This window comes from Shinella sp. 20P9.1.1 (assembly GCF_057798995.1).
This window is the reverse complement of record NZ_JBYOLC010000006.1, coordinates 143,987-167,586: the sequence shown is the minus strand read 5'-3', so window position 1 is coordinate 167,586 and position 23,600 is coordinate 143,987. Positions and strand designations below refer to the sequence as shown.

22 protein-coding genes are annotated in these 23,600 nt (G+C 64.4%); 12 read left to right on the top strand and 10 right to left on the bottom strand.

Annotated elements, in window-relative coordinates; translation table 11 throughout:
• Nucleotide 1 precedes the first annotated feature (1 nt).
• A complete protein-coding gene (locus AC27VQ_RS12745; protein WP_488716535.1) occupies nt 2-3,397 on the bottom strand; it encodes a YhdP family protein in 3,396 nt (1,131 codons plus the stop codon).
• A 149-nt stretch (nt 3,398-3,546) separates the two neighbouring features.
• Here AC27VQ_RS12745 and AC27VQ_RS12740 point away from each other — a divergent pair, with 149 nt between their 5' ends.
• From AC27VQ_RS12740 to AC27VQ_RS12720, 5 genes are all read left to right on the top strand, one after another.
• Complete coding sequence (locus AC27VQ_RS12740) at nt 3,547-4,014, top strand: peroxiredoxin (RefSeq protein ID WP_313528181.1); 468 nt, start codon at nt 3,547-3,549, stop codon at nt 4,012-4,014.
• Nucleotides 4,015-4,081: 67 nt separating this feature from the next.
• A complete protein-coding gene (locus AC27VQ_RS12735) occupies nt 4,082-4,864 on the top strand; it encodes a ferritin-like domain-containing protein (protein WP_488716534.1) in 783 nt (260 codons plus the stop codon).
• Nucleotides 4,865-4,962: 98 nt separating this feature from the next.
• The gene (locus AC27VQ_RS12730) at nt 4,963-6,240 is read left to right on the top strand and encodes a M23 family metallopeptidase (RefSeq protein WP_488716533.1); all 1,278 of its coding nucleotides are present in this window, start codon (nt 4,963-4,965) and stop codon (nt 6,238-6,240) included.
• A 192-nt stretch (nt 6,241-6,432) separates the two neighbouring features.
• Nucleotides 6,433-7,941 carry a DEAD/DEAH box helicase gene (locus tag AC27VQ_RS12725; RefSeq protein ID WP_488716532.1) on the top strand — a complete coding sequence of 503 codons (1,509 nt, stop codon included), beginning with the start codon at nt 6,433-6,435 and terminating at the stop codon, nt 7,939-7,941.
• Nucleotides 7,942-7,950: 9 nt separating this feature from the next.
• Nucleotides 7,951-8,370 (top strand): NUDIX domain-containing protein, encoded by a 420-nt coding sequence (locus tag AC27VQ_RS12720; protein ID WP_421593709.1) that lies wholly within the window; start codon nt 7,951-7,953, stop codon nt 8,368-8,370.
• Here the strand turns inward: AC27VQ_RS12720 and AC27VQ_RS12715 are convergent.
• The 8 genes from AC27VQ_RS12715 to AC27VQ_RS12680 form a co-directional block, all read right to left on the bottom strand.
• Nucleotides 8,367-10,478, bottom strand: a complete 2,112-nt coding sequence (locus AC27VQ_RS12715; RefSeq protein ID WP_488716531.1) for a TonB-dependent receptor domain-containing protein — start codon at nt 10,476-10,478, stop codon at nt 8,367-8,369. The genes AC27VQ_RS12720 and AC27VQ_RS12715 overlap by 4 nt on opposite strands.
• Nucleotides 10,479-10,581: 103 nt before the next feature.
• A complete protein-coding gene (locus tag AC27VQ_RS12710) occupies nt 10,582-10,902 on the bottom strand; it encodes a TfoX/Sxy family protein (RefSeq protein WP_488716530.1) in 321 nt (106 codons plus the stop codon).
• Nucleotides 10,903-10,905: 3 nt separating this feature from the next.
• On the bottom strand, nt 10,906-12,516 hold the full coding sequence (locus tag AC27VQ_RS12705) for an NTP transferase domain-containing protein (protein WP_488716529.1): 1,611 nt from the start codon (nt 12,514-12,516) through the stop codon (nt 10,906-10,908).
• Nucleotides 12,513-13,211: an XdhC family protein gene (locus tag AC27VQ_RS12700; protein ID WP_488716528.1), complete on the bottom strand. Its 699-nt coding sequence runs from the start codon at nt 13,209-13,211 to the stop codon at nt 12,513-12,515. Before AC27VQ_RS12700 ends, AC27VQ_RS12705 begins: the two co-directional genes overlap by 4 nt.
• On the bottom strand, nt 13,211-13,537 hold the full coding sequence (locus AC27VQ_RS12695) for an XdhC family protein (protein WP_488716527.1): 327 nt from the start codon (nt 13,535-13,537) through the stop codon (nt 13,211-13,213). Before AC27VQ_RS12695 ends, AC27VQ_RS12700 begins: the two co-directional genes overlap by 1 nt.
• Nucleotides 13,538-13,547: 10 nt before the next feature.
• On the bottom strand, nt 13,548-14,789 hold the full coding sequence (locus AC27VQ_RS12690; protein ID WP_488716526.1) for a vWA domain-containing protein: 1,242 nt from the start codon (nt 14,787-14,789) through the stop codon (nt 13,548-13,550).
• Between the two features lie 3 nt (nt 14,790-14,792).
• Nucleotides 14,793-15,668: an AAA family ATPase gene (locus AC27VQ_RS12685; RefSeq protein ID WP_488716662.1), complete on the bottom strand. Its 876-nt coding sequence runs from the start codon at nt 15,666-15,668 to the stop codon at nt 14,793-14,795.
• Nucleotides 15,669-15,746: 78 nt separating this feature from the next.
• Nucleotides 15,747-16,259: a flavin reductase family protein gene (locus tag AC27VQ_RS12680; protein ID WP_488716525.1), complete on the bottom strand. Its 513-nt coding sequence runs from the start codon at nt 16,257-16,259 to the stop codon at nt 15,747-15,749.
• A 156-nt stretch (nt 16,260-16,415) separates the two neighbouring features.
• On the opposite strand from AC27VQ_RS12680, the gene AC27VQ_RS12675 reads away from it, so the two are divergent.
• From AC27VQ_RS12675 to purB, 6 genes are all read left to right on the top strand, one after another.
• Nucleotides 16,416-17,492: an ABC transporter substrate-binding protein gene (locus AC27VQ_RS12675; protein WP_488716524.1), complete on the top strand. Its 1,077-nt coding sequence runs from the start codon at nt 16,416-16,418 to the stop codon at nt 17,490-17,492.
• Nucleotides 17,493-17,494: 2 nt separating this feature from the next.
• Nucleotides 17,495-18,496 carry a P1 family peptidase gene (locus tag AC27VQ_RS12670; protein WP_488716661.1) on the top strand — a complete coding sequence of 334 codons (1,002 nt, stop codon included), beginning with the start codon at nt 17,495-17,497 and terminating at the stop codon, nt 18,494-18,496.
• A 69-nt stretch (nt 18,497-18,565) separates the two neighbouring features.
• Nucleotides 18,566-19,243, top strand: a complete 678-nt coding sequence (gene rpe, locus AC27VQ_RS12665; protein ID WP_488716523.1) for a ribulose-phosphate 3-epimerase — start codon at nt 18,566-18,568, stop codon at nt 19,241-19,243.
• A 2-nt stretch (nt 19,244-19,245) separates the two neighbouring features.
• Nucleotides 19,246-19,974, top strand: coding sequence for a DUF2259 domain-containing protein (locus AC27VQ_RS12660; RefSeq protein ID WP_488716660.1), 729 nt, complete (start codon nt 19,246-19,248; stop codon nt 19,972-19,974).
• A 1-nt stretch (nt 19,975) separates the two neighbouring features.
• On the top strand, nt 19,976-20,503 hold the full coding sequence (locus tag AC27VQ_RS12655) for a hypothetical protein (RefSeq protein ID WP_488716522.1): 528 nt from the start codon (nt 19,976-19,978) through the stop codon (nt 20,501-20,503).
• A 79-nt stretch (nt 20,504-20,582) separates the two neighbouring features.
• On the top strand, nt 20,583-21,890 hold the full coding sequence (purB, locus tag AC27VQ_RS12650; RefSeq protein WP_488716521.1) for an adenylosuccinate lyase: 1,308 nt from the start codon (nt 20,583-20,585) through the stop codon (nt 21,888-21,890).
• A gap of 99 nt (nt 21,891-21,989) precedes the next feature.
• Here purB and AC27VQ_RS12645 read toward each other — a convergent pair whose 3' ends face one another.
• Nucleotides 21,990-22,790, bottom strand: coding sequence for a DUF2189 domain-containing protein (locus AC27VQ_RS12645; protein ID WP_488716520.1), 801 nt, complete (start codon nt 22,788-22,790; stop codon nt 21,990-21,992).
• Nucleotides 22,791-22,961: 171 nt separating this feature from the next.
• Between AC27VQ_RS12645 and AC27VQ_RS12640 the strand changes: the two genes are divergently transcribed.
• Nucleotides 22,962-23,522: an RBBP9/YdeN family alpha/beta hydrolase gene (locus AC27VQ_RS12640; protein ID WP_488716519.1), complete on the top strand. Its 561-nt coding sequence runs from the start codon at nt 22,962-22,964 to the stop codon at nt 23,520-23,522.
• Nucleotides 23,523-23,600: the final 78 nt, after the last annotated feature.

Genomic DNA, 23,600 nt, shown 5'->3' with positions numbered 1-23,600 from the left:
TTCATTGGAATTCGAAGATGTTGCGAAAGACGCCCGGCGCGATGATCGACAGCGGGTTGATGTTGAGTTGCGGCTTGTCGAACGGGCCGGACAGTTTGAAGGTGATGCCGATCAGGCCACGATCATTGCCGTTGCCGAGAATGATGCCGATTAACGGCAATTCGGCAAACAGCCGGTTGAGGCCATAGGCAGGCATGAAGGTACCAGTCATCTCCGTCTGGCCATTGGCATCGCGTACCACGCCTTGGAAGGTCGCCCCCACGCTATCGCCGCGCACCACGCCGTTTTCCAGCGCCAAAGTGCCGCCGCCGACGCGCACCTGCGCAAAGCCGCGAGAGAACTTGACCGCGCTGACGTCGATCTCCTTGCGCACCGCATCGTTGAGGCTGCGTCCGTCGCCGCCGGCAGGGGTGGAGACCAGTGAGCGCAGACGCTCTTCGCCGACGAGTGCGAAATTGCGGATATCGACGGAACCGCGCCAGCCGCTGTTTGTTGTCTCGCGCAGACGCACATTCAGGAGCCCGCCCCGCATGTTGCGGTAGATATCGGCAAAGCGGGCAACCGAGCCGGCATCGCCGCTCGTCAGCTGGATGGCATCCGTGCCGCCATTCTGCACCATCTGCCCGACGACCGGAGCGCCGCTTTCCGTCACGGCGGAAAGATCGACTGCGGAAATGCGGTTGCCTGACGTTGCGTAGCTCAGGCTGACATTGTTGAGGCTTTCGCCGTTGAAACCGACGGCCCGCGCCAGCTTGGCCTTGATGCTCGCCCCCTGCTTGCTTTTGCCGTCACCGCCACCGCCGCTCGCATTCTTGAGACGCCCCAGCACCGCCCGGACATCCGCCGAATCGCCGTTCACCGCGACCGCGTAGCCCGCCTTGTTACGATCCACCACCAGCCGGAACCGGTCGTCGGCCGAAAGCTGCACCGTGGAGAAACTAGCCGAATCAAGCGCTGTGCCATTGAAGACCAGATCGCCCGCTACCTTGAAGCCATCGCCGGCGAAGCGGAAATCGGAGACGCGGGTCGTGCCGTCCTTGGTGTCCGCCGTCAGCGTCACCTTGCCGCCGATGCCGGCTCCCTTCGTCCAACCGAGCCAGGGCACGGACACGGCCGCCGTCCTCAAGTCGGCTTCGACGGCGCGAGGGCCGTCGCCGTCCTGCTCCATCCGGATGGAAACTTCGCCCTCGATGATGTCGTCGAGGCCCGGCAGCAGCTTGCGCCGGTCCTTATTGTCGAGCGTTCCCGACAGCACCGTCTGGCGCGTGATGCCGGCGGCCTTGTTGACGGGCTCGACGAGCGCGAGATCAAGTGTCACACCGTCGATATCGGCCTCAGCCTTGAGTTTCGCCTGCTGGGGATCGATGGTGAGCATGCCATGCAGCGCCGTCACGTCGCGGCCGGCGATCGGCTTCTTCACGTCGACATCGTCCAGGTCGAGTGTCGCCGTCCATTGCGGCGGCGGCGGCTTATGGGCGGAGATCACGCCGAAATGCGCCTTGACCTTGGCCTTGACCTGACCGCTGAAGTCATCCGGCGCAAAGCCCGTCGCCGGAAGCGCGCGGATCGGCCGATAGGTCACCAGCTCGGCAATGGCGTCGGCATTGCCGGCGACATCGATGTCCATGTCGGCCATCAGCGGCTTGGTATAATTGTCGGGCAAAACGAAGGTGCCGCCGGTCAGCGCCACGGACCGGCCGGAGGGGAAATAGGCCGTCCCCCCGGCAATCCCGATCTCGGTGCGCGGCCCGCGCAGGCGGAAGGTGCCGGAGGTATCGCGCAGCGGCGGAATATCGCCGGCGATATTCATGCGCGCGCCCTTGATGTCGAAGTCGATCTTCAGCTCGTCCTCGGTGAGATGCATCGGCACGCCCGGCTCGCGCTTGCGGCCGGCCGCGAGATAGAATTCGATGCGGCCATTGGTGACGGTTCCGCCGAAAATGTTTTTCGCCACCCAGCTGCGCGCTGTCTTCGCCATCCAGAATGGCCAGAACTGCTTGACGGCGGCCGATTGCAATTCGCTTGCGATCATTACAAAGCTGACCTCCGGCTCCTTGTCGCCGAACTGCAGTGCAAGCGAGCCGGCAATGCTGCCCTTGTCGCTCGCCACCGCCATCTCCTCGAAGCGCAGGCTCTTCGCCTTGGCGAGATAGTAACCGTTCACCTTCGCGTCGAAGCGGATCGGCGCCTCGCCGGTATCGGCGGGCCGGGTAATGGCATTGCTGAACACGAGGTCGATCGCAAAGCCCTTGTCCGTCCTGTCGGAAACGCGGTCCAGATCGATCAGGCCGCCGGTGAACGGAAACAGCGACTGGCCGACGCTGGCATCCGTCGAGGCAAGCTCGATCGAACCCTTTTCAAAATTGTAGCGGACCTTCACGGAAGATGGACGCAGCTCGGCAGCAACGCCGTCGCCATAGACCGAACCGGCGGAAAGCTTGACGTCGAGGCCCAGAGCAGGCTTTGCCCCGTCCGCCTCGCGCGATGCGCTGACGGAGACATCAGCCGCCGTATCGACGCCGGCATGCACCGCGCCCTGCGGATCATAGCTCAGCATGAAATCGCCGAGATCGACATTACGGATTGCACCATCGATCGTCCGGACCGCACCGGCCGCGCCCGATGTCGTCAGGTCGATCTCGCCCTGCTCGCCATTGATGGTGAAATGACCGTCGATCGCCATGCTCCGGCCACCCTCGCGGGTGAATTGCAGGCTGGCGACATCGAGCGTGACCGGCTTGCCATCGGGGCCACGGAACGTCGCGCCGAGATCGGAGATGCGAATGGTCTGCATGCCATTCGCCTCGATCAATTTGCTGATGCCGTCGAGGCGTTCGAATGTGGTTTCGAGATAATCAGGCACGTCGGAGATGCGCAGGGCGGCAAGATCGAGCGGCGCGCTCTTCGGCAGGAGCGCGGCATTGAACATGGCGCCTTCGACATCGAGGCTCGACACCGCGACGCGGCCGGAGAGCAGCGCGGTCGGATCGAGCACCATGCCGACCGATGCGGTCGTGGCGAGCTCATGGCCGGATTCGACATCGATGATGCGGGCATCCTCGGCCTTCAGCGCAAGGCGGCCGAAACCGGAAAGGCGCACCACGGTGTGATCGACCGAGGCGCGGTAGCGCGGTCCGAGCGCCTTGTTGATCGCGGCGACGGCGCGGGCATTCAGCGTGCTGTCGAAGGTGCCCATCTCGACGAGACCGACGAGCACGGCGCCGATGAGCAGAACAAGGGTGACCGTTGCCGCGGCAAGCCGCATGCAGATATTCGTGCGGCTCGCATCAACCGCATGCAGCACGATAGGTTCATGTGCCTGCGCGGACGGCAGGTCATGCAGCGGAACGATGTCCTTTCTGCGGAACACGACTTTCTCGCCGCGGACTTCGTCCATCTCGCGCTGGTTTCCTTTCCCCGTTTCGCAACGTTATCCCACGGAATCGCTGCGCATCGTCCTGTCGTCGCTGGACGATTCTGTCAGCCACTATATATGCGGGAGGCCGGCTCCTTGACTCAAAAAGCCGGCCAAAGAAAGGAAATCCCATGGCAGAACTGGTACCGGGCGTCGAAGCGCCGGATTTCACCCTTCCGCGCGATGGCGGCGGCACGCTTTCCCTCTCGAGCTTCAGGGGAAAACCCGTTGTGCTGTTCTTCTACCCGAAGGACGACACCGAGGCGTGCACCCTGGAAGCCAAGGATTTTACCGCGGCCAAGCCGGATTTCGACGCTGCCGGCGTCGCCCTCATCGGTCTTTCCCCCGATCCGGTGAAGAAGCATGACAAGTTCGTCAAAAAATACGAACTCGGCGTGCCACTCGCCTCGGATGAAAACCTTCAGACGCTGGAAGCCTATGGCGTGTGGAAGGAAAAGAGCATGTATGGCCGTACCTATATGGGTGTCGAACGCACGACGGTTCTCGTCGATGCCGAGGGCAAGATCGCTGAAATCTGGTCCAAGGTGAAGGTGAAGGGTCATGTCGAGGCCGTGCTCGAAGCGGCGAAGAAACTTTAAGTTCTCCTTACAAGGTTTTGACCTGGCTGATCTTCCCTATATCGAAAGCCTGCGCGGCGGCGCCACCATGGCCATCGCCTCGGCCGATCTCGACCTTAAGGCCGACCTGACGCAGGAGACGGCACGGCGCTGGTTCGCCCGCACGCTGTCCATGCGTTCGCCGCGCGATCCGGCCCTGCCGGTGCGGCCCGGCCGGCCGGAAAAACCCGAGCTCATTCCGCCGAAACATATGGAGAAGCGCTCGCTGCACACGCCAAAGGGCCGGATCGCGCTGCTTCACGCACTCGCCCATATCGAGCTCAACGCGGTGGACCTCGCGCTCGATATCGTCGCGCGGTTCACCACGGAGCGCGTGCCGCATTCCTTCTTCGACGGATGGATGCAGGTGGCCTTCGAGGAAGCGAAACATTTCCGCCTCATCCGCGACCGGCTGCGCGAACTCGGCGCCGAATACGGCGACCTGCCGGCGCATGACGGCTTGTGGAAGGCCGCGCACGACACGCGCAACGACCTCACCGCCCGCCTCGCCGTCGTGCCGCTGATCCTGGAGGCGCGCGGCCTCGATGTGACGCCGACGCTGCAGATGAAGATGCGCGAGACCGGCGATCACGCCAGCGCCGATATCCTCGACATCATCTACAACGACGAAAAGGGTCACGTGGCCGTCGGGGCGAAATGGTTCCGCTTCCTCTGCGCCCGCGAGAAGAAGGACCCTTCGGCAACCTTCAAGGAATTGGTGCGCAGCAATTTCCGCGGGCCGCTCAAGCCGCCGTTCAACGATGTCGCCCGTGCGGAAGCGGGCCTGACGCCCTCCTTCTACCGTTCGCTCGTTTCCGTCAGCCAGAGCTAATATTTCGCCCCGAAAAACACCCCGGCGAAAGGCTTTATTAACCCTAACAATGTGTAATTCCCCGCACGAGACCAGCTGAACCGGTCGGGGAGTGTATTGTGGCGGAGCGTCCTGAAAACCGCATCTTCGGAAAGCGCGCGCAGCAGCATGTCGTGATCCTGGCAAGCGGCGACAAAATCCGCCACATGACGATCCGCCCCTGGATGGCGGCAGCCACCTTCTGCGTTGCCGGCATGTTCACCGTCGGCTACCTCGCCGCAACCTCCTATCTCGTGCTGCGCGACGACCTGATCGGCGCCACGATGGCGCGCCAAGCGCGCATGCAGCACGATTATGAAGACCGTATCTCCGCCCTTCGCGCCCAGGTCGACCGCGTCACCAGCCGCCAGCTTCTCGACCAGCAGGTCGTCGAGGAAAAGGTCGAGAAGCTGATGCAGCAGCAATTGGCGCTGTCCGAGCGGCACGGCAAGCTCGATGCCCTGCTCAACCGCGCCGAAACCGGCGGCGTTTCCGCCGACGTGCCGCTATCCGATGAAAAACCTGTCACGGACGGCCGCCGCGCAGATGCTACAGGCGCAATCGATGCCATCATGGGCTCGACCGGCGGCGCATCACAAAAATCGGCCTCGCTTGCCTATGCGGCGACGAGCGAATCGGTCGCCGATCGGGCGGACCGCCTGTTCTCCAAGGTCACGCTCTCCCTCAAGGACCTGGAGCACGACCAGATCGGCCGCATCCAGTCGCTGACCGCAGGCGCCTCCGAGACGGCAAATGCGATTCAGACGATCCTGCGGCGCAGCGGCTTCGACGTTGCGGAAACGGCCGAGACTGACACGGAGACAGGCATCGGCGGCCCGTTCGTCGAGCCGGAGACCTTCACCGACCCGTTCGAAGCGTCGATCAACGATCTCGATGACGCGCTGGACCGTCTCGACAGCGCCCGCCGCACGGCGCGGAAGCTTCCTTTCGGCAACCCCTCGCCCGGCGCGGGCATCACCAGCCGTTTCGGCAATCGCACCGACCCGTTCCTCGGCCGCCTGGCGCTGCATGCCGGCATCGATTTCCGCGTCGGCACGGGCAGTGAAGTGCACTCCACCGGCGCCGGCACCGTCGTGGTCGCAGGTCGCAACGGCGGTTATGGCAACATGGTCGAGATCGATCACGGCAACGGCCTGACCACCCGCTATGCCCATCTTTCGCGCGTCCTCGTCAAGGTCGGCGATCATATCGAGGCCGCCGACGCGGTCGGCCTCTCGGGCACGACGGGCCGCTCCACCGGCCCGCACCTGCACTACGAGGTCCGCCGCGACGGCAAGGCGATCGACCCCATGCGTTTCCTGACGGCCGGGATGAAGCTGACCACCTATATGGATTGACGGAACGCAAGCTGACGCCCCTTCGAAAGCCGAAAGCGACGGCCAGAGGCTTCAAATTGCTTGCGGATTTACCAAATTCGCTGATTTCCTTGACTTTCCGGCGCTTTGGGCCTAAGTGCGCTGCATCCTAGCGGCGATGTGCCCGCTGCAACCCATTGCGTTCGTAAGAACCGGAACGGAAACCTTTTTCCTTTGACCACTTTTGCTGATCTTGGCCTGAGCCAGAAAGTCCTGTCCGCCGTTACAGATTCGGGCTACACCATCCCGACCCCGATCCAGGCTGGCGCCATTCCGCCGGCGCTTTCGCGGCGCGACATTCTCGGCATCGCCCAGACGGGCACCGGCAAGACCGCCTCCTTCGTTCTCCCGATGCTGACGCTGCTTGAAAAGGGCCGCGCGCGTGCCCGCATGCCGCGCACGCTGATCCTGGAGCCGACGCGCGAACTCGCCGCACAGGTCGCGGAAAACTTCGAAAAGTACGGCAAGAATCACAAGCTCAACGTCGCGCTGCTCATCGGCGGCGTCTCCTTCGACGAACAGGACCGCAAGCTGGAGCGCGGCGCAGACGTTCTCATCTGCACCCCCGGCCGCCTGCTCGATCATTGCGAACGCGGCAAGCTCCTGATGACCGGCGTCGAGATCCTCGTCATCGACGAGGCCGACCGCATGCTCGACATGGGCTTCATCCCCGATATCGAGCGCATCGCCAAGCTCATTCCGTTCACCCGCCAGACGCTGTTTTTCTCGGCCACCATGCCGCCGGAAATCCAGAAGCTTGCGGACAAGTTCCTGCAGAACCCGGAACGCGTCGAAGTATCGGCCCGCTCCTCCACTGCCACGACCGTGACGCAACGCCTCGTTGCCACCCACGGGAAGGATTACGAGAAGCGCGCCGCGCTGCGCGACCTCATCCGTGCACAGGAAGACCTCAAGAACGCGATCATCTTCTGCAACCGCAAGGTCGATGTCGCGGATCTCTTCCGATCGCTCGACCGCCACGGCTTCTCCGTCGGCGCGCTGCATGGCGACATGGACCAGCGCTCGCGTACGACGATGCTGGCCAATTTCAAGGAAAACAAGCTCACGCTTCTCGTGGCCTCCGACGTCGCTGCCCGCGGCCTGGATATCCCCGATGTGAGCCATGTCTTCAATTTCGACGTCCCGATCCACGCCGAGGACTATGTCCACCGCATTGGCCGCACCGGCCGTGCCGGCCGTTCGGGCGCCGCCTTCACCCTCGTCTCCAAGCGCGACGGAAAGTTCGTCGATGCCATCGAAAAGCTGATCGACCAGAAGATCGATTGGCTGAGCGGCGGCATCGAGGACCTGCCCCCGGCCGCCGAGAGCGAGGAGCGCGAACGGCCCCGTAGCGGGCGCGATCGCGGTGGTCGTGACCGCGACCGTGATCGTTCCCGTGGACGCAGCAAGGGCGAAGCCCGCGTTCCGGAACCCCGTATCGAGACCGTCGAGATTGAAGAGAAGGTGGAAGAAGTCGTGAAAGCTGAACGCAAGGCGGAAGGGCGGCCGCAGAACAATCCCGCTCGCAACCCGCGGGCCGCAAACCATGCCGCCCCGCGCCCGGCCAACGACGATAGCCGTGACCGCCGCAACCGCTACCGCCGCGACGACGACGATGGTCCGACGCCGCTCGGCTTCGGCGACGACGTTCCGGCCTTCATGCTGATCGCCGGCAAGGCCTGATCTGAGCGAATGCCAATACCGGGTATCGATGCGCCAGGCCTCGGATGTGGCCTGGCCATTTTGCGTGAGGGCAAGCTGCTGCTCTACCGGCGTCTGCGCGCACCGGAGGCCGGCACGTGGAACATCGTCGGCGGCAAGGTCGACCATATGGAACGGGCAGTGGAAGCGGCACGCCGCGAGGCCGAGGAAGAATCCGGCCTCGCCATCGGCACCATCGATTTTCTCTGCCTTTCCGAACAGATCATCGCCGAGGAGCGCCAGCACTGGCTGTCGCTCATCTATGTCTGCGAGGATTTTTCCGGTGAGGCGCGCATCGTGGAGCCGGAGAAGCTGCCGGAATTCGGGTGGTTCCCGCTCGACGCCCTGCCCGCGCCGCTGTCACGCTTTGCGGCCGATGCCGTGGCGGCGTTGCGCGCCCGCGAGGCTTAGAACCTCGCGGTTGCGCCGAAGATGAAGGTGCGGCCGCGGCCGTTCCGGATGCCGTTGTAATTATCCATGAGGCCGGAATTCGCCTTCATGTAATCCTTGTTGAAGACGTTCTCGATGTTGACGAAGACTTTTGCGTTCTCGTTGATCTGCCAGGAGGCGTTGGCGTCGAACAGCGTGTAGCTCGGCAGGTTGTAGGCCATGGCCTCATTGATATAGGCCTGCTTGCTCTTGCCGGTGTAGCGCATGCGCCCACCGACCGTCAGCGCTTCGTCGAAGAAGCGCATGCCGACATCGAGCGTGGCGAAATCGTCCGGCAGCTTGCCGACATCGCCGACGCCGGCGGCAACGCCTTCCGGCTGGGCGGTATCGGCAATCGTCACCGAGAAGCCGGCGAAATAGCGGCCGGCATCATAGCCGCCCTCAATCTCTACGCCCTTCATGATCGTTGTTCCCTCGACATTGACCCAGCGCATCGTGCCGTCGGTGTCGAGGTCGAAGGTGATGTAGTCGCGGATGCGGTTGTGGAAATAACCGACCTTCAGCCAGCCCTCGTCACCGCTCTCAAAGAGGTCGCTGCCCTTGAGATTGACGCCGAGATCCACGCCGCGGCTCTTCTCCGGCAGCAGGTTCGGATTGTTGTTGATCGGATCGGAGGATCCGTCGAAGCTGTGACCACCGGGATAGAAGACTTCGGACGCCGTCGGCGGGCGCGAAGTATGGGCGTACGTTATGTAAGGCTGTAGCCAGTCGAACGGACGCGCGGAAATGGTAACCTTCGGATTGAGATCACTGCCCGAGCGGGACAGCGTGTCGATCGGGCACGGCTCCCCTCCTGCCGGGCAACCGTTGCTTCCCGGTGCGTGGTAGCCGGTGATGCCGTCGAGCGACCAGTAATCGTAGCGCAGCCCTCCGGTCACGTCGAAGATGCCGCGGCTGATCGTGGCTTCGGCGAAGGTGCCCGCCTTGACCAGCATGCCGTCAGGATTTGCCCCGCGCTTGGCATTGCCTTCGTATCGATCGCGGCTGTAGGCGGCGCCGTAGTAGAGTTTTAGCTCCGTCTCGTCATTGAGATCGAAACGCATCCGGTTGGAAATGTCGAAACCGGTCGTCGTGTTGGTGCCCTTGCGGCCGTCGAATGAACTGACATTGCCGTTGGTGCCGTCGAATTCCATGTCCGTGATGTTGAGATAGGCATTGGCGTGGAGATCGAAGAGATCGTCGCCGGGCGTATAGGAATATTTCGCCGTGTAGGTCTGGTTGTTGATGACCCAGTTGTAGCCGGAGGTGCCGGGCAGGAACTCGTTGCCGTACCAGATGCCGCCGAGTTGCAGTTTATGATCGGAATTCGGTGCAAGGTTCACCTTGAAGAGGCCCGACTTCGGATGCTGATCGCCGCCGAAGGGATAGATGATGCCGGCGCCGTTCTCGTAGGGGCTTTTCCTGGTATCGCTGAGCGCGCCGACGACGCTCATCTCGCCTTCGCCGAGCTCCGTACGAGCAGCACCTGTGAGAAGGCGCGAATAGTCGAAACCGTTGGTGCCGGCGCGCACGCTCGACATCACGCCGACATCCTTGCCGGGCAGCAGCACGTCGTCCACATCGAGCGTGCGGAAATTGGCAGACCCGGAAAGCGTGCCCATGCCCTCTGCGCCGGACACCGCCCCGCGCGTGACATCAACGCCGACAAGCATATTCTGCTCGACATAGAGCAGGCTGTCGAAGGTGCCGCCGTGGCCGGAAAGATTGCTAAAAGTCTGCGGCACGCCGTCGATCATACTGTTGACGCGGCCATTGCCCTGCATGCCGCGGATGTTGACGGTGATACCCGGCTGGTCGGCCGGCTCGCGGGTGAAGGTGCCCGGCGTCGAGCGCAGCACCTGCGTCGCATCGCCGGCATACTGGTCCTGCACCTTGACGCGATCCGACTTGGAGACGGCGGCCGGGATATCGACGATCCCGTCGCCGTTGCTGTCGCCCTCGACATTGATCGGCTGCAGCACCGTCGTCTCGGCATCCTGCGCAGAGGCGGATGTTGCAAGGGCCAGAAGCGCAAGCGCCATGGCCGTGCCCGCCAGAAGCATCGACGCGTGAAAACGATTATACTGCATGGAAACCTCACCGGACTGCACGCCGCACGCAGGCGCACGGTATCTCCGGTAATGGCCAACATGACAAATAAAGTCAAGTTTAATTGCGGCGAAATCCCGGCGCTTATTTTGCCCGGAGCGCCGCCTCGTTGGCGCGCCGCACCCAGATCGCCATCTCGTCCGGATCGTCGAAAGCCGCATCAGGAATGGACCAATAGGGCATTTTCACCGGCTTGCCGCTCTGCTTGCCGTCATAGGCCCATTGCCGGCTGCCGGCGGCCTCGAAATCCTGTGCACTCCTGGCATCCGCCTTGAGCAGGATTTCGCCCTGCACCTCCAGCGCGAGGATGCGGCCTTCGTGATAAATGCCCTTGCCGCCGAACATGCGCTTGATCGTTACCGGCCCCAGCGCCTGGAACATCTCCTCGATGGCCTCGCGATCCATGCCCTACCCTTTCAGAATACCGCCTGCGGCCACTACGGCCTCCGGCGTATCGACATCGACATGCGCCGCTTCGCCGATCTCGACATCCACGATATCGAGGCCGGCGCTTTCCACGATATGCCGTGCCCCGACGTCGCCTTCAAGCTGGAGGATCGCCGAAAATGTCGCGCGTGGCAGGATGACGGGATTGCCCCGCTTGCCACCCGAGACCGCGCGCACCACGGCCTGGCCGCCAGACGCCGCAAAAGCGTCCAGCAGCAGGCGCACATCCGCACCCGTGACATGCGGCATGTCGGCAAGCATGACCGCGACGCCATCGCAGCCAGGCCCGAGCGCCGAAACGCCCGCCCTGAGCGAGGTCGACATGCCCTGCGCGTGATCGGGATTGCGGATGAGATCGACCTTGAGCCCGGCCAGTTCCGCCTCGATCTCCTCCGCCCGGTGCCCCGTCACGACGAGCACCCGTGCCGGCCCCGCGGCAAGCGCCGCCTCCACCGAACGCCGCACCAGCGCCTGGCCATCGAAGGCGGCGAGCAGCTTGTGGCTGCCGTTCATGCGGCTTGCGCGACCGGCCGCCAGCACCAGCGCGGCGATGGACAGCGGCCGCTCCGGCGCGCGCAGATCGCGTGGCAGCGGCCGGCTCGGGATTTCCGTCAACAAGCCGCCGACACCCATGCCGGTAATCTCCTCTGATCCGGGATTTTCACCGGCAAAGATGCGGGCGAGAACCCAGTCGAAACCGTTTTCCTTGGGACTGCGCGCGCAGCCCGGCGCTCCGATAACCGGCACCGCGCCGATGCGGCCGAGAACCAAGAGGTTGCCCGGATCGACCGGCATGCCGACATGCTCGACCACCCCGCCCGCCGCGCGGATGGCGGCGGGAATGACATCGTTAACATCCGTCACCGCGGACGCGCCGAAGACGACGACGAGATCGTTGCCCTGCGCTGAGTCTGTGATGGCCGTCGCCAGCTCCGGCGCCCGATGCGGCACGCGCACCTCATTCGTTAGCCGGCTACCGGAGGCTTGCAGCCGCTGTTCGACGAGCCGGCGTGTTTTGTCCATGACTGATGCCTTGAGCGTCGGCAACGCCGTAGCGACGAGCCCGACGCGATAGGACGTAAAAGGCTTGACCTCCAGCGCCCGGCTCGACGCCATCACACCAGCCGCCGTGCGCACAAGACTGCCGGGCACGGCGAGTGGGATGATCTTGATCGTCGCCACCATGTCACCGGCATGGACGCTCGCATGGTCCGGCAAGGTGGCGATGGTGATCGCCGGGTCCACCCGGTTGAAACGATCGATGGCCGCCCGGTCGGCGACGAAAAGGCCGTTCACCGCGGCATGCAGGTTGATGCGCCCCGTTGCGGATGGTGTGAACCGCAGATGATCCGGCGGAATGGCCGCCGCGATCAGCGATGCCGCTTCATCCTCACCGATATCGTCTGGCTCCAACCGAACGGCGATGACGGTAGCGACACCCTCGGCGATGAGCGCTTCGCGATCCTCCGCCGTGACCACATGCCCCTTGTGCAGCGACAGGCCGGCCGTGCGCACGCGATGCGCCAGCCGGGCACCGACCGCATCGGCAATCGGGATTTCGCCAAAAATCATGGCGCGGTACCGCGCAGGGACCGCCGACGCAGATGCGCGACGATGTCGGCGAGGATCGCCACAGCGATCTCGGCGGGGCTCGCGGCGCCGATATCGAGGCCGATGGGCGCAGAGATCTTCGCGATGTCCGCTTCGCTATGCCCAAGTGCTGTCAGGCGCTCGACGCGCTTGGCATGGGTTTTCCGGCTGCCGAGCGCGCCGACATAGAAACAGCCCGCTGCCAGCGCCTCCGATAGCGGAAAATCGTCGATTTTCGGATCATGCGTCACCGCGACGAGCGCCGTATAGGCATCGAGCGGCCGCGTCTTCAAAATATCCTCCGGCCAGTCGGCGACGAGGTCGATGCCGGCAAAGCGCTCTTCCGTGGCAAAGGCGGTGCGCGGATCGACGATCGTGACGTCGAAGCCTGCGATCTCGGCGATCCTCGCCAACGCCTGGCTGATATGCACCGCGCCGATGATAACGATGCGGGCGGGCGGCAGATGGACGTTGAGGAAGAATTGTCGCTCCTCCGCCTCGACCAGCCCGGATTTACCGGAACGGAAAGCAACGGCAATCGCCTCGCCGAGCGGTCCGGCCACCGGATCGCCCTCACGGATCACCCGGTCGCGCCCGTCGCCGAGATCGGTGAGGTGAAGAACGGCGCGGCGGGCGGCACGCTCTGTGTTGAGCTTGCGCAGGAGAAACGGATCCATCAGCCGACGCGCTCCACATAGACCCGGATGCGCCCGCCGCAGGACAGGCCGACGCGCCAGGCCGTTTCGTCAGCCACGCCGAATTCCAGCATGCGCGGCTCGCCGTCGCCGATGACCTCCATAGCCTCGCCGATCACGGCCCCCTCCACGCAACCGCCGGAAACGGATCCGTGGAAATTCCCCTCGCCATCGATGACGAGATGGCTACCGACCGGACGCGGTGCAGACCCCCAGGTCTCCACGACGGTGGCGAGCGCCACCACGCGCCCGTCGTCCATCCAGCGTTCGGCAATGGTCAGCGGGTCGAGCGTTTCGTTTGCGTCCATCCTGTCCTCCTCATGCGCCCGGCAGGTAACGCCGGGGATCGCCGGCACCGCGCGGCGCGGCACCGGATAGTGCCGCCACCAGATCGGCCATGGCGTCCAGATTGTGCACCGGCCGCAACTCATCGACATGCGGCAGCATGGCCCGCACCCCGCGCGCCCGCGCCTCGAACCCCTCGAAGCGCAGCAGCGGATTGAGCCAGACCAGCCGCCGGCAGGAACGGTGCAGCCGGTCCATCTCTTTTTCGAGCAGATCGATGCCGTCACGTTCCAGCCCATCTGTGATAATGAGCACCACGGCGCCCTGCCCCAGCACGCGGCGCGACCAGAGCCGGTTGAATTCCTTCAGCGTCTCGCCGATGCGCGTGCCGCCCGACCAGTCGCTGACCGTCTGGCTGCAGGCCTCTACTGCAACATCGGGATCGCGATTGCGCATCGGGCGCGTGACATTCGTCAGTCGCGTGCCGAACAGGAAGGCATGCACGCGCCGTCGGCCTTCGCCGAGCGCATGCAGGAAATGCAGGAAGATGCGGGTGTACTGGCTCATCGAGCCCGAAATATCGGCGAGCACGACAAGCGGCGGATGCACCGTGCTGTGCTCCCGGTGGCGCGGCAGGATGAGGGCACCGCCGGTGCGCATGGCATGGCGCATCGTGGCGCGTGCATCCACGGCGACCGGCCGGGTCGACGGGCGGAAACGGCGCGTGCGCACCGCATCCATCGGCAGGACGAGGCGGGAGATAGCTCGCTTGGCGGCGGCAAGCTCGGCGGCGGACATCTGGGCGAAATCGGTGCGGCGGAGCAACTCGCTGCCCGAGGCGGTCAGGCGCGAATCGATCTCGATATCCGGCTCGTCGCGCTGCCGCTTCTCGTTTTCACGGCCGCCAAACAGCGCGTCGGAAACCCGGGTTTCGCCCGCCTTGCGCTTTTCCCGCTCCTCGTGCCGCGTCACGACCGGCGACATCAGCGCGATCATCTTTCCCACGAGATCGCGCGAGCGCCAGAACAGGCGAAAGGCCTCGTCGAAAACGGCATCGTCCTCATGGCGCTTGACGAGCGTCGCATGCAGCGCCGTATAGAATTCCTCGCGCTCGCCGATGCCGATCGCCTGCACCGCCTCGATGGCATCCGTCACGGCCGCAGGACCAAGCCGCAGCCCGGCCTTGCGCAGCACGCGGGCGAAAAACACGATGTTGTCGGCAAGCCGGCCGTCCGCGGTGGTATCCAGAACCTGGTTTTCCGCCCTCGCCGCCATCACTCAGCCCGTCGCCGCCAGCCCGGCCTTGACGTCATCGAGCAGCTTGCGCCCCTCGGCACCGTCGATACGCGCAATGTCGTCCTGATACTTGAGCAGCGTGCCGAGCGTATCCGACACGGTTTCGGGATCGAGTGCCACGCGGTCGAGTTCGGTCAGCGCCGTCGCCCAGTCGATGGTCTCGGCGACACCGGGATTTTTGAAGAGGTCGAGCGCACGCAGTTTCTGCACATAGGCAACGACTTGGCCGGACAGGGTTTCATCGCAGCCCGGCACCTTGCGGCGGATGATCTCCAGCTCCTGCGCGGCCTCGGGATAATCCACCCAGTGGTAGAGACAGCGCCGCTTCAGGGCATCATGCACCTCGCGGGTGCGGTTCGTCGTGATGATGACGATGGGCGGCTCGGCGGCGCGGATCGTGCCGAGTTCCGGCACCGTCACCTGGAAATCGGAGAGCACTTCCAGGAGGAAGGCCTCGAAAGCCTCGTCGGTGCGGTCCAGCTCGTCGATCAGGAAAATCGGCGCCCGGCCGTCCGGCGAGGACAGCGCCTGCAAGACCGGGCGGCGGATGAGGTAGCGCTCGGAAAAGATATCGGCCTCGATGCGGCCGCGATCCGTGGTGCCGGCGGCTTCCGCAAGCCGGATTTCCAGCATCTGCGCCGGATAGTTCCACTCATAGACGGCCGAGGAAATGTCGAGGCCTTCATAACATTGCAGGCGGATCAGCGGCCGGTCGAGGGCTGCCGACAGCACCTTGGCGATCTCCGTCTTGCCGACGCCGGCCTCGCCCTCGAGAAAGAGCGGCCGCTTCATGCGCAACGAGAGAAACAGCACCGTCGCCAGCGAGCGCCCGGCCAGATAATTGCCCGAGGCCAGCATTTCGACGGTTTCATCGATCGATTGCGGGATGTGTCCAGGCTGATAGGGCACGCAACTCCTCCATTCTGGAGGAGCAGACTATAGCGTGTGGTAGCCCCGGTCCATATAGACAAGCGCCGGTTTGTGCTCGCCGAAGGTGACCCCCTTCACCTCGCCGATCAGCATCATGTGGGTCGCCATGACCTTGAGCTCGATGAGCCGGCAATCGAAGGAGGCAAGCGTGCCCTTCAGCACCGGCGCGCCTGTCACCAGTTCCTCCCATTCGCCCGTCGCGAAACGCTCTTCGGCGGACAGCGCGGGATCGCGGCCGGAAAAGGCATTGGCGAGGTGCATCTGGTCGGCGGCGAGCGTGTTGAGCGCGAAATTGCCGCTTTTCGAGAAGATCGCGTTCTTCGGGTTGGAGGCGTTGACGCAGGCGAGAACCATGGCCGGGTTGTCCGAGATCGAGCAGGCGGCCGTGATGGTCACGCCGCGTTTCTCACCCTCGTGGGCCGTCGTCACGATCTGCACATGGCCGGCGTAGCGGCTCATCGCATCGCGGTAGAGCAACGCATCCAGCATCAATCTGTCCAACACGGCGTTCTCCTTCATCGTCAGTGATACATGGCGAAAGTGAAGAAAAATGTAAGCCCCGATGTCGAATTTTCCTGTCTTGTCAGAGACAAGCGGTCGATAGCGTCCATATTTCCCTTTGACCTTAAACGTCCCGACCGTACAAAGGGCATCATCGCGACCGATGGATTGAGAATGAAGACCGTTTTCCTTGCGAGCCTTTTCGGCAGCGCCCTTCTCGCCGTTTCACCCGCGCTCGCCGCGGGCCTCACCTTCGCGGTCGTCGCACCCGATGCGGGGCCGCTCGCCATTCTCGGCCAGCAGGTCCGCGATGGTGCCCGCGTCGCGGCAGAGGCCAACGGCGATACGATCGTTGAGATTCCCGAAGGCTGCGACGAGAAGGATGGCGACGGCATCGCCAAGGCGATCCTATCCGCCAATGCCGTCGCGGCTGTCGGCTTCCTGTGCACAGAGGGCCTTTCCGCTTCGCTTCCCGCGCTTGCGGAGGCGAAGGTGCCGGCCATCACGCTCTCCGTGCGCTCGGGCATCCTCATGGAAGACGCGCTGAAGAAGAAATGGCCGCTCTTTCGGCTTGCCCCCGCCCCCAAGGCGGAAGCAGACAAGGCGGTTGAGGTCATCACGCGCGACTGGAAATCCGAGCCCTTCGCACTGATCGACGACGGCACGATCCATGCCCGCGAACTCGTCGAGGCCATTCGCCTGCGGCTGGAAGAGGTCGGCATGAAGGCGGCTTTCGTCGATACCTACCGCCCGGCGCAGGAACAGCAGCTCACCCTCGTGCGCCGGCTCGCCAAGACCGGCGTCACCCATGTCTTCGTCGGCGGCGACCGGACGGATGCGGCGATCATCGCCCGCGATGCGGCAGCGGAGAAGGCACCGATCGCCTTGCTGGGCGGCGAGGCGCTGGTTGGAGCCGATCCGACCGTACCGATGACGGGCGGCGTAGAAGCCATCGCGCTGCCGGATTATCAATCCCTGCCGGCGGGTGAACCGGTGGCCAAGGCCATGTTGGCACGGGATATCGTCGCCGAAGGCTATGTCCTGCCCGCCCATGCCGCCGTGACCGCGCTTGCGGCGGCCGCCGCCGAGGGCGGCGATCTCGCCGAAAAACTTGCGACCGAACGGTTCGACACGGCCATCGGTTCGCTCGCCTTCGGCGCGGATCATGAACTGAGCGCCAACCCCTATCAGGTGCTCGTCTGGAAGGATGGGACCTTCGTCCCCGCCGGCACGACGCCCGAAAGCGAATGACGATGCGGCCGGGCACGAAAAACCTCATCACCGATGTCGCAGGCCTTACGGTCGGCAATGCGACGGACCATGCCCTGAAATCCGGCGTGACCGTCGTGTTCTGCGAGGAACCGGCGACGGCGGCCGTTCAGGTGCTCGGCGGTGCCCCCGGCACGCGGGAAACCGATCTCCTGGAACCACACAACACCGTGCAGACGGTGGACGCCCTCGTGCTGTCAGGCGGCTCGGCTTTCGGGCTCGATGCGGCAACGGGCGTGCAAGCGGGACTGCGCGAGATGGGGCGCGGCTTTGCCGTCGGCCCGCATCGCGTGCCCATCGTTCCCGCCGCCATCCTGTTCGACCTGATGGATGGCGGCGACAAGGACTGGGGACGCTATTCGCCCTATCGCGAACTCGGCTATGCGGCGCTCGAAAATGCAGGCGCCGATTTCGAGACCGGCAGCGTCGGCGCCGGTACCGGCGCGCTGACCGCCACCTTCAAGGGCGGCCTCGGCTCGGCGTCCACAGTGCTCAAAGAAGGTTTTACCATCGGGGCACTCGTCGCAGTCAATGCGCTCGGCTCCGCGACGGTCGGCGACACCAGGCATTTCTGGGCTGCTCCCTTCGAGGAGAACAATGAATTCGGCGGCCTCGGCCTCCCCGCGCCGTTTCCGGTCGAAGCCCGCTCCGTGCGTACAAAACTCTCCGCCCGACCTACGGCCATGGAAAACACCACCATCGCCGTCATCGCTACCGATGCCGTGCTGAGCAAGGCGGAGGCAAAGCGTCTTGCCATCGCCGCTCATGACGGTTTTGCCCGCGCGCTCTGGCCGGCGCATACGCCGCTCGATGGCGATCTCGTCTTCGCGCTCGCCACCGGCAAGAGCGGCCGCACGCCGGCACCGGAGGATTTCATCGCGCTCTGCGCCGCCGCCGCCTCCACCATGGCGCGCGCCATCGCCCGCGGCGTGCACGATGCGACGCCGATGGACGGCGACGTGCTGCCAAGCTGGGCGGGGCGGTGAATTCGGCCGTTGTTCCCCCCTGCCGGGAATGCTATGGCGACGCCAAAATCCCTGCCCACGGAGCCTGACATGTCCCTTCCCATGCGGATCGCCCCTTCCATCCTCGCCGCCGACTACGCCAAGCTCGGCCAGGAAGTGCGCGACGTCGTCGCCGCCGGCGCGGACTGGATCCATCTCGACATCATGGACGGCCATTTCGTGCCGAACATTTCCTTCGGCCCCGATGTCATCAAGTCCCTGCGCCCGCACACCGACGCCTTCTTCGACTGCCACCTGATGATCGCGCCGGCCGATCCCTATCTGGAAGCCTTCGCCAAAGCCGGCTGCGACGGCATCACCGTGCATGCCGAGGCCGGCCCGCATCTCGACCGCTCGCTGCAGGCAATCCGCGCCCTCGGCAAGCGCGCCGGCGTCGCGATCAACCCGGCCACATCGGAAAGCGTGCTCGACTATCTGCTCGACAAGATCGACCTCATCCTCGTCATGACCGTCAATCCGGGCTTCGGCGGCCAGAAGTTCATTCCGGCCATGCAGGAAAAGCTGCGCCGCGTGAAGAAGATGGTCGGCGACCGGCCGATCGAGATCCAGGTCGACGGCGGCATCGCCGTGGATACGATCGCCCTGCCGGCCGCATCCGGCGCCAATGTCTTCGTCGCGGGCTCGGCTATCTTCTCGGGCGGTCATGTTGACGCCTATCGCAAAACCATCGACACTCTGCGCAGCAATGCGGAGGGTGCGCGGGCGTGACGATGGTGCGGAAAGCGGCGGCTATCCTGCTCGGTTCCCTGCTGACGGCGGCCACCGCCTCGGCCGGCGATTTCGCAAGTTTCCAGCCGCTCGGCTTTTCGCCGGATGGAAAAGTCTTCGCCTTCGAGGAATTCGGCACGCAGGACGGTTCCGGCTTTCCCTATTCCACCGTCTATTTCATCGATACGGAGAAGGACGCCTATCTCAAGGGCACACCTGTCCGCGTGCGCATCGATGATGAAACGGCCAGTCTCGGCAAGGCGCGGGCGGAAAGCCGCGACAAGGCGAAGACGCTGATTGCCGAACACAAGGTGCTCGACAATCCCGGCGTTCTCGCCGCCTTCAACCCGATGGGCGAGGTCGGCGCGGATCGCAATCGCATCGAATACCTGCCCTATGCTGTCGAGCCGACGCCGGGCGGCAGCTATGCGCTGGCGCTCGACGACATCCCGCTGCCGATCTCGGAAAACTGTGAGGGTATCACGCCCGAAGGCGGCAAGGGCTTCCGCCTGAAGCTCGTCAAGCGCGATGGTGAAACGGCCGATACGGTGCTGCATGAGGACATGCGCGTGCCCGAAAGCCGCGCCTGCCCGATCTCCTACCAGATCTCGGGCGCCATGACCTTTCATCCGCTGGCCGCCGAACCGGTCCATGTGGCGCTGGTGCTCGTCCGCAGCTTCGGCTTCGAGGGTGCCGACGGCCGCTGGATCGCCGTACCTTTCCGGCCCTGACATGGGCGCACCCGCATCCGGTACGCCCTTCGGCAGCGCGCGCGTCCCCGTCTTCCCCTCGCTTGCGCTCTGTCTCGGCGGCGCGTTCGCCTGGGGTCTGCTGATGGTGGCCTGCGCCTTCCTTTCCCTGCATATGGAAGGCCGCGAAGCGAATTTTCATCTCGAAAAGCTGCTTCTCATCTATTTCACGGGCGGGTTTTGCGCCTGGGTGATCGCCCTGCCGCTCGCCCGGCTTCTGACGCGCCGGCGCGGCACCGAGACACGCTTTGCCGCCAATTTCGCCCTGCTCAGCCTCGGCACGGTCGGCCTGACGGCCTTTTTCTTCGCCATGGACTACCGGCTGTTCTATGCGCGCTGGCACCAGCCCTTCGGCACGCGCGTCTGGGCCTATCAATTCGTCTTCACCTCGGCCGGCGCCACCTACCAATTCCTCGTCATGGGCCTGCGGCTCTATCTGCCGGTCGGCCTGCCGATCCTCGCGGCCGCCAGCCTGTGGCTCGCGCGTGCCATGCCTCTTTCCCGGCATTGACCGCACCGGCGTTGAGCTTGCCGGCCATCTTTGCTAAAGCGGCGGCAATTCCCACCCTCCCAAGGAAAGTCTAGAGCCGATGATCCCTCGCTATTCCCGACCGGACATGGTCGCCATCTGGTCGCCCGAAACGAAGTTCCGCATCTGGTTCGAAATCGAAGCCTATGCCTGCGATGCGCTGGCGGAACTCGGCGTCATCCCGAAATCGGCCGCCGAGACGATCTGGGAAAAGGGTGGCAAGGCGGAATTCGACGTCGCCCGCATCGACGAGATCGAAGCCGTCACCAAGCATGACGTCATCGCCTTCCTGACGCACCTTTCGGAATTCGTCGGCCCCGACAGCCGCTTCGTGCACCAGGGCATGACCTCGTCGGACGTGCTCGACACGACCTTCAACATCCAGCTCGTGCGCGCCGCCGATATCCTGCTTGCCGGCGTGGACCGCGTGCTGGCCGCGCTGAAAGCCCGCGCCTTCGAGCACAAGGACACGATCCGCATCGGCCGCAGCCACGGCATCCATGCTGAGCCGACGACGATGGGCCTGACGCTTGCCCGCTTCTATGCCGAGATGGACCGCAACCGCGCCCGCCTCGTCGCGGCACGTGCGGAAATCGCGACCGGTGCGATCTCGGGTGCCGTCGGCACCTTCGCCAATATCGACCCGTATGTCGAAGAGCATGTCTGCGCCAAGCTGGGCCTCACGCCCGAGCCCGTCTCCACGCAGGTCATCCCGCGCGACCGTCACGCCATGTTCTTCGCCACGCTCGGCGTCATCGCCTCTTCGATCGAAAACGTCGCAATCGAAATCCGCCACATGCAGCGCACGGAAGTGCTGGAAGCCGAAGAGTTCTTCTCGCCGGGCCAGAAGGGTTCGTCGGCCATGCCGCACAAGCGCAACCCGGTGCTCACGGAAAACCTCACGGGTCTCGCCCGCCTCGTGCGCATGGCCGTGACGCCCGCCATGGAAAACGTCGCACTCTGGCACGAGCGTGACATTTCGCATTCCAGCGTCGAGCGCGGCATCGGCCCGGACACGACGATCACGCTCGACTTCGCGCTGAACCGGCTTGCCGGCGTCGTCGAGAAGCTGGTGATCTATCCGGAGAACATGCTGAAGAATCTCAACAAGTTCCGCGGCCTCGTTCACTCGCAGCGCGTCCTGCTTGCCCTGACGCAAGCCGGCGTTTCGCGCGAGGATTCCTATCGTCTTGTGCAGCGCAATGCGATGAAGGTCTGGGAAAAGGGCGCGGACTTCCTCGAGGAACTGCTCGCCGACGCCGAAGTGCGTGCCGCCCTCACCGAGGAACAGATCCGCGAAAAGTTCGATCTCGGCTACCACACCAAGCACGTCGACACGATCTTCCGCCGCGTCTTCGGCACGGTCTGATCGACCTTTGACAGCAGCGATGGCGCCAGTGGCGCCATCGCTCCCCTCTGGCAGACAGCGACGTTCTCCTCCAAGCGGCGCCGCCCACGAAACAGCGGGCTACCGTTCCTCGACGACGACCTTGCGGTATAGATGCCAAGTGGCATGGCCGAGGATCGGCGTGATCACCGCAAGGCCGACGAAGAGCGGAACGGAGCCGACGATCAGCAGGGCCGCGACGATGAGACCCCAGCAGGCGATCGGCACCGGATTGACGAGCGTCGCACGCAACGACGTCTCGATGGCCGCGACGGCACCGATATCCCGGTCGAGCATCAGCGGAAAAGCGATGACGGTCGTCGCGAGCACGATAAGCGCAAAGCAGAAGCCGATGGCATTGCCCGCCAGCATCAGGAGCAGCCCGTTTTCGGAGCTGAAGATGGAGGCTAGGAAGAGCGCCAGCGACCGCGGCGGTTCCGGCCCGAACAGGCTGGTATAGAGCATCTGGGCAAAGACCAGCCACGCCACGAATAGCACCGTCAGCATGGCGCCGACGGCGAGGATGGATGGCAAGGCCGACGAATGACGCACCTCCAGCGCATGGCGCCAGGACGTGTCCATGCCGCGCTCGCGCCGCCGGCTGATCTCGTAGAGGCCGAGCGCGAGGAACGGCCCGAGCAGCGCGAACCCCGCAATCAGCGGAAAGATCAGCGGCAGCATGTTCGCACCGGAACTCCAGGTGACGAGCACCACGCCCGAAATCGGATAGATAAGGCTCAGGAAAACATAGTGGGACGGTTTGGCGCGGAAATCGTCGAAACCCCGCGCCAGCGCATCCCGAATATCGGACAACCCGATCCGCCGCACGGCGGGCCGTGTCACCATATCACGGGCACCCGCCATCACATGAAAAGTCGTCATGACCATTCCTCCTGCCGGTTTTCAACCGTCACGGCATCCGCGCGTGTGGAGGGCAATCGTCCGCCACCACGGTGGGCCGTGATTGGCATTGAGAACGGGAATCATACACCTGCCGGACCGATTTGTCCCACCCTCTTGACTTCAGCACTTCGTGAACGCACATCCGGGCGCATGAAAGCCTCAGAAGCAGACATCCTCATCGTTCCCGGCCACACCAATTCCGGGCCTGACCATTGGCAGAGCCGCTGGCAGTCCAAGCTCGGCTCGGCGCGCCGTGTCGAGCAGGCGGAGTGGGAAAAGCCGGTGCGCGAAGACTGGGTGCAGCGGATCGCCGATGAAGTCGCGGCGGCCTCAAAGCCCGTTGTGCTGGTTGCGCATTCTCTCGGCGTCGCAGCGGCCATCCATGCCGCGCCGCATCTCGGCAACAAGGTGGCCGGTGCGTTCCTCGTCGCGCCGCCGGATCTCACCAAACCGGATATCGAGCCGGCGCATCTGACGACGTTCGGCCCCTATTCGCGCGAGCCGCTTGCCTTCCCGTCGCTGGTCGTCGCCAGCCGCAACGATCCGTTCGGGGCCTATGAGCATGCCGACGACATCGCCGCGGCGTGGGGTTCGCTGCTGCTCGATGCCGGTGAAGCCGGACATATCAACACCGAGTCTGGCCACGGCCCCTGGCCGGAGGGAACCATGGTGTTCGCGCAATTCCTCAGCAAGCTCAAGCCGCCGGCCTGACGGCCGTCTGCATTTCGCCATTAAGAGGAATTTCATAGAAATCCTGCACGCTGCGACTGTTGAGTTCTTTGCAGGCGC

Excerpts from the sequence above, each read along its gene's own strand:
- AC27VQ_RS12745 (WP_488716535.1), bottom strand. The coding sequence starts at position 3,397 with ATGGACGAAGTCCGCGGCGAGAAAGTCGTGTTCCGCAGAAAGGACATC.
- AC27VQ_RS12740 (WP_313528181.1), top strand. The coding sequence starts at position 3,547 with ATGGCAGAACTGGTACCGGGCGTCGAAGCGCCGGATTTCACCCTTCCG.
- AC27VQ_RS12735 (WP_488716534.1), top strand. The coding sequence starts at position 4,082 with ATGGCCATCGCCTCGGCCGATCTCGACCTTAAGGCCGACCTGACGCAG.
- AC27VQ_RS12720 (WP_421593709.1), top strand. The coding sequence starts at position 7,951 with ATGCCAATACCGGGTATCGATGCGCCAGGCCTCGGATGTGGCCTGGCC.
- AC27VQ_RS12715 (WP_488716531.1), bottom strand. The coding sequence starts at position 10,478 with ATGCAGTATAATCGTTTTCACGCGTCGATGCTTCTGGCGGGCACGGCC.
- AC27VQ_RS12710 (WP_488716530.1), bottom strand. The coding sequence starts at position 10,902 with ATGGATCGCGAGGCCATCGAGGAGATGTTCCAGGCGCTGGGGCCGGTA.
- AC27VQ_RS12705 (WP_488716529.1), bottom strand. The coding sequence starts at position 12,516 with ATGATTTTTGGCGAAATCCCGATTGCCGATGCGGTCGGTGCCCGGCTG.
- AC27VQ_RS12700 (WP_488716528.1), bottom strand. The coding sequence starts at position 13,211 with ATGGATCCGTTTCTCCTGCGCAAGCTCAACACAGAGCGTGCCGCCCGC.
- AC27VQ_RS12695 (WP_488716527.1), bottom strand. The coding sequence starts at position 13,537 with ATGGACGCAAACGAAACGCTCGACCCGCTGACCATTGCCGAACGCTGG.
- AC27VQ_RS12690 (WP_488716526.1), bottom strand. The coding sequence starts at position 14,789 with ATGGCGGCGAGGGCGGAAAACCAGGTTCTGGATACCACCGCGGACGGC.
- AC27VQ_RS12685 (WP_488716662.1), bottom strand. The coding sequence starts at position 15,668 with ATGCTGGCCTCGGGCAATTATCTGGCCGGGCGCTCGCTGGCGACGGTG.
- AC27VQ_RS12680 (WP_488716525.1), bottom strand. The coding sequence starts at position 16,259 with ATGAAGGAGAACGCCGTGTTGGACAGATTGATGCTGGATGCGTTGCTC.
- AC27VQ_RS12675 (WP_488716524.1), top strand. The coding sequence starts at position 16,416 with ATGAAGACCGTTTTCCTTGCGAGCCTTTTCGGCAGCGCCCTTCTCGCC.
- AC27VQ_RS12670 (WP_488716661.1), top strand. The coding sequence starts at position 17,495 with ATGCGGCCGGGCACGAAAAACCTCATCACCGATGTCGCAGGCCTTACG.
- rpe (WP_488716523.1), top strand. The coding sequence starts at position 18,566 with ATGTCCCTTCCCATGCGGATCGCCCCTTCCATCCTCGCCGCCGACTAC.
- AC27VQ_RS12660 (WP_488716660.1), top strand. The coding sequence starts at position 19,246 with ATGGTGCGGAAAGCGGCGGCTATCCTGCTCGGTTCCCTGCTGACGGCG.
- AC27VQ_RS12655 (WP_488716522.1), top strand. The coding sequence starts at position 19,976 with ATGGGCGCACCCGCATCCGGTACGCCCTTCGGCAGCGCGCGCGTCCCC.
- purB (WP_488716521.1), top strand. The coding sequence starts at position 20,583 with ATGATCCCTCGCTATTCCCGACCGGACATGGTCGCCATCTGGTCGCCC.
- AC27VQ_RS12645 (WP_488716520.1), bottom strand. The coding sequence starts at position 22,790 with ATGACGACTTTTCATGTGATGGCGGGTGCCCGTGATATGGTGACACGG.
- AC27VQ_RS12640 (WP_488716519.1), top strand. The coding sequence starts at position 22,962 with ATGAAAGCCTCAGAAGCAGACATCCTCATCGTTCCCGGCCACACCAAT.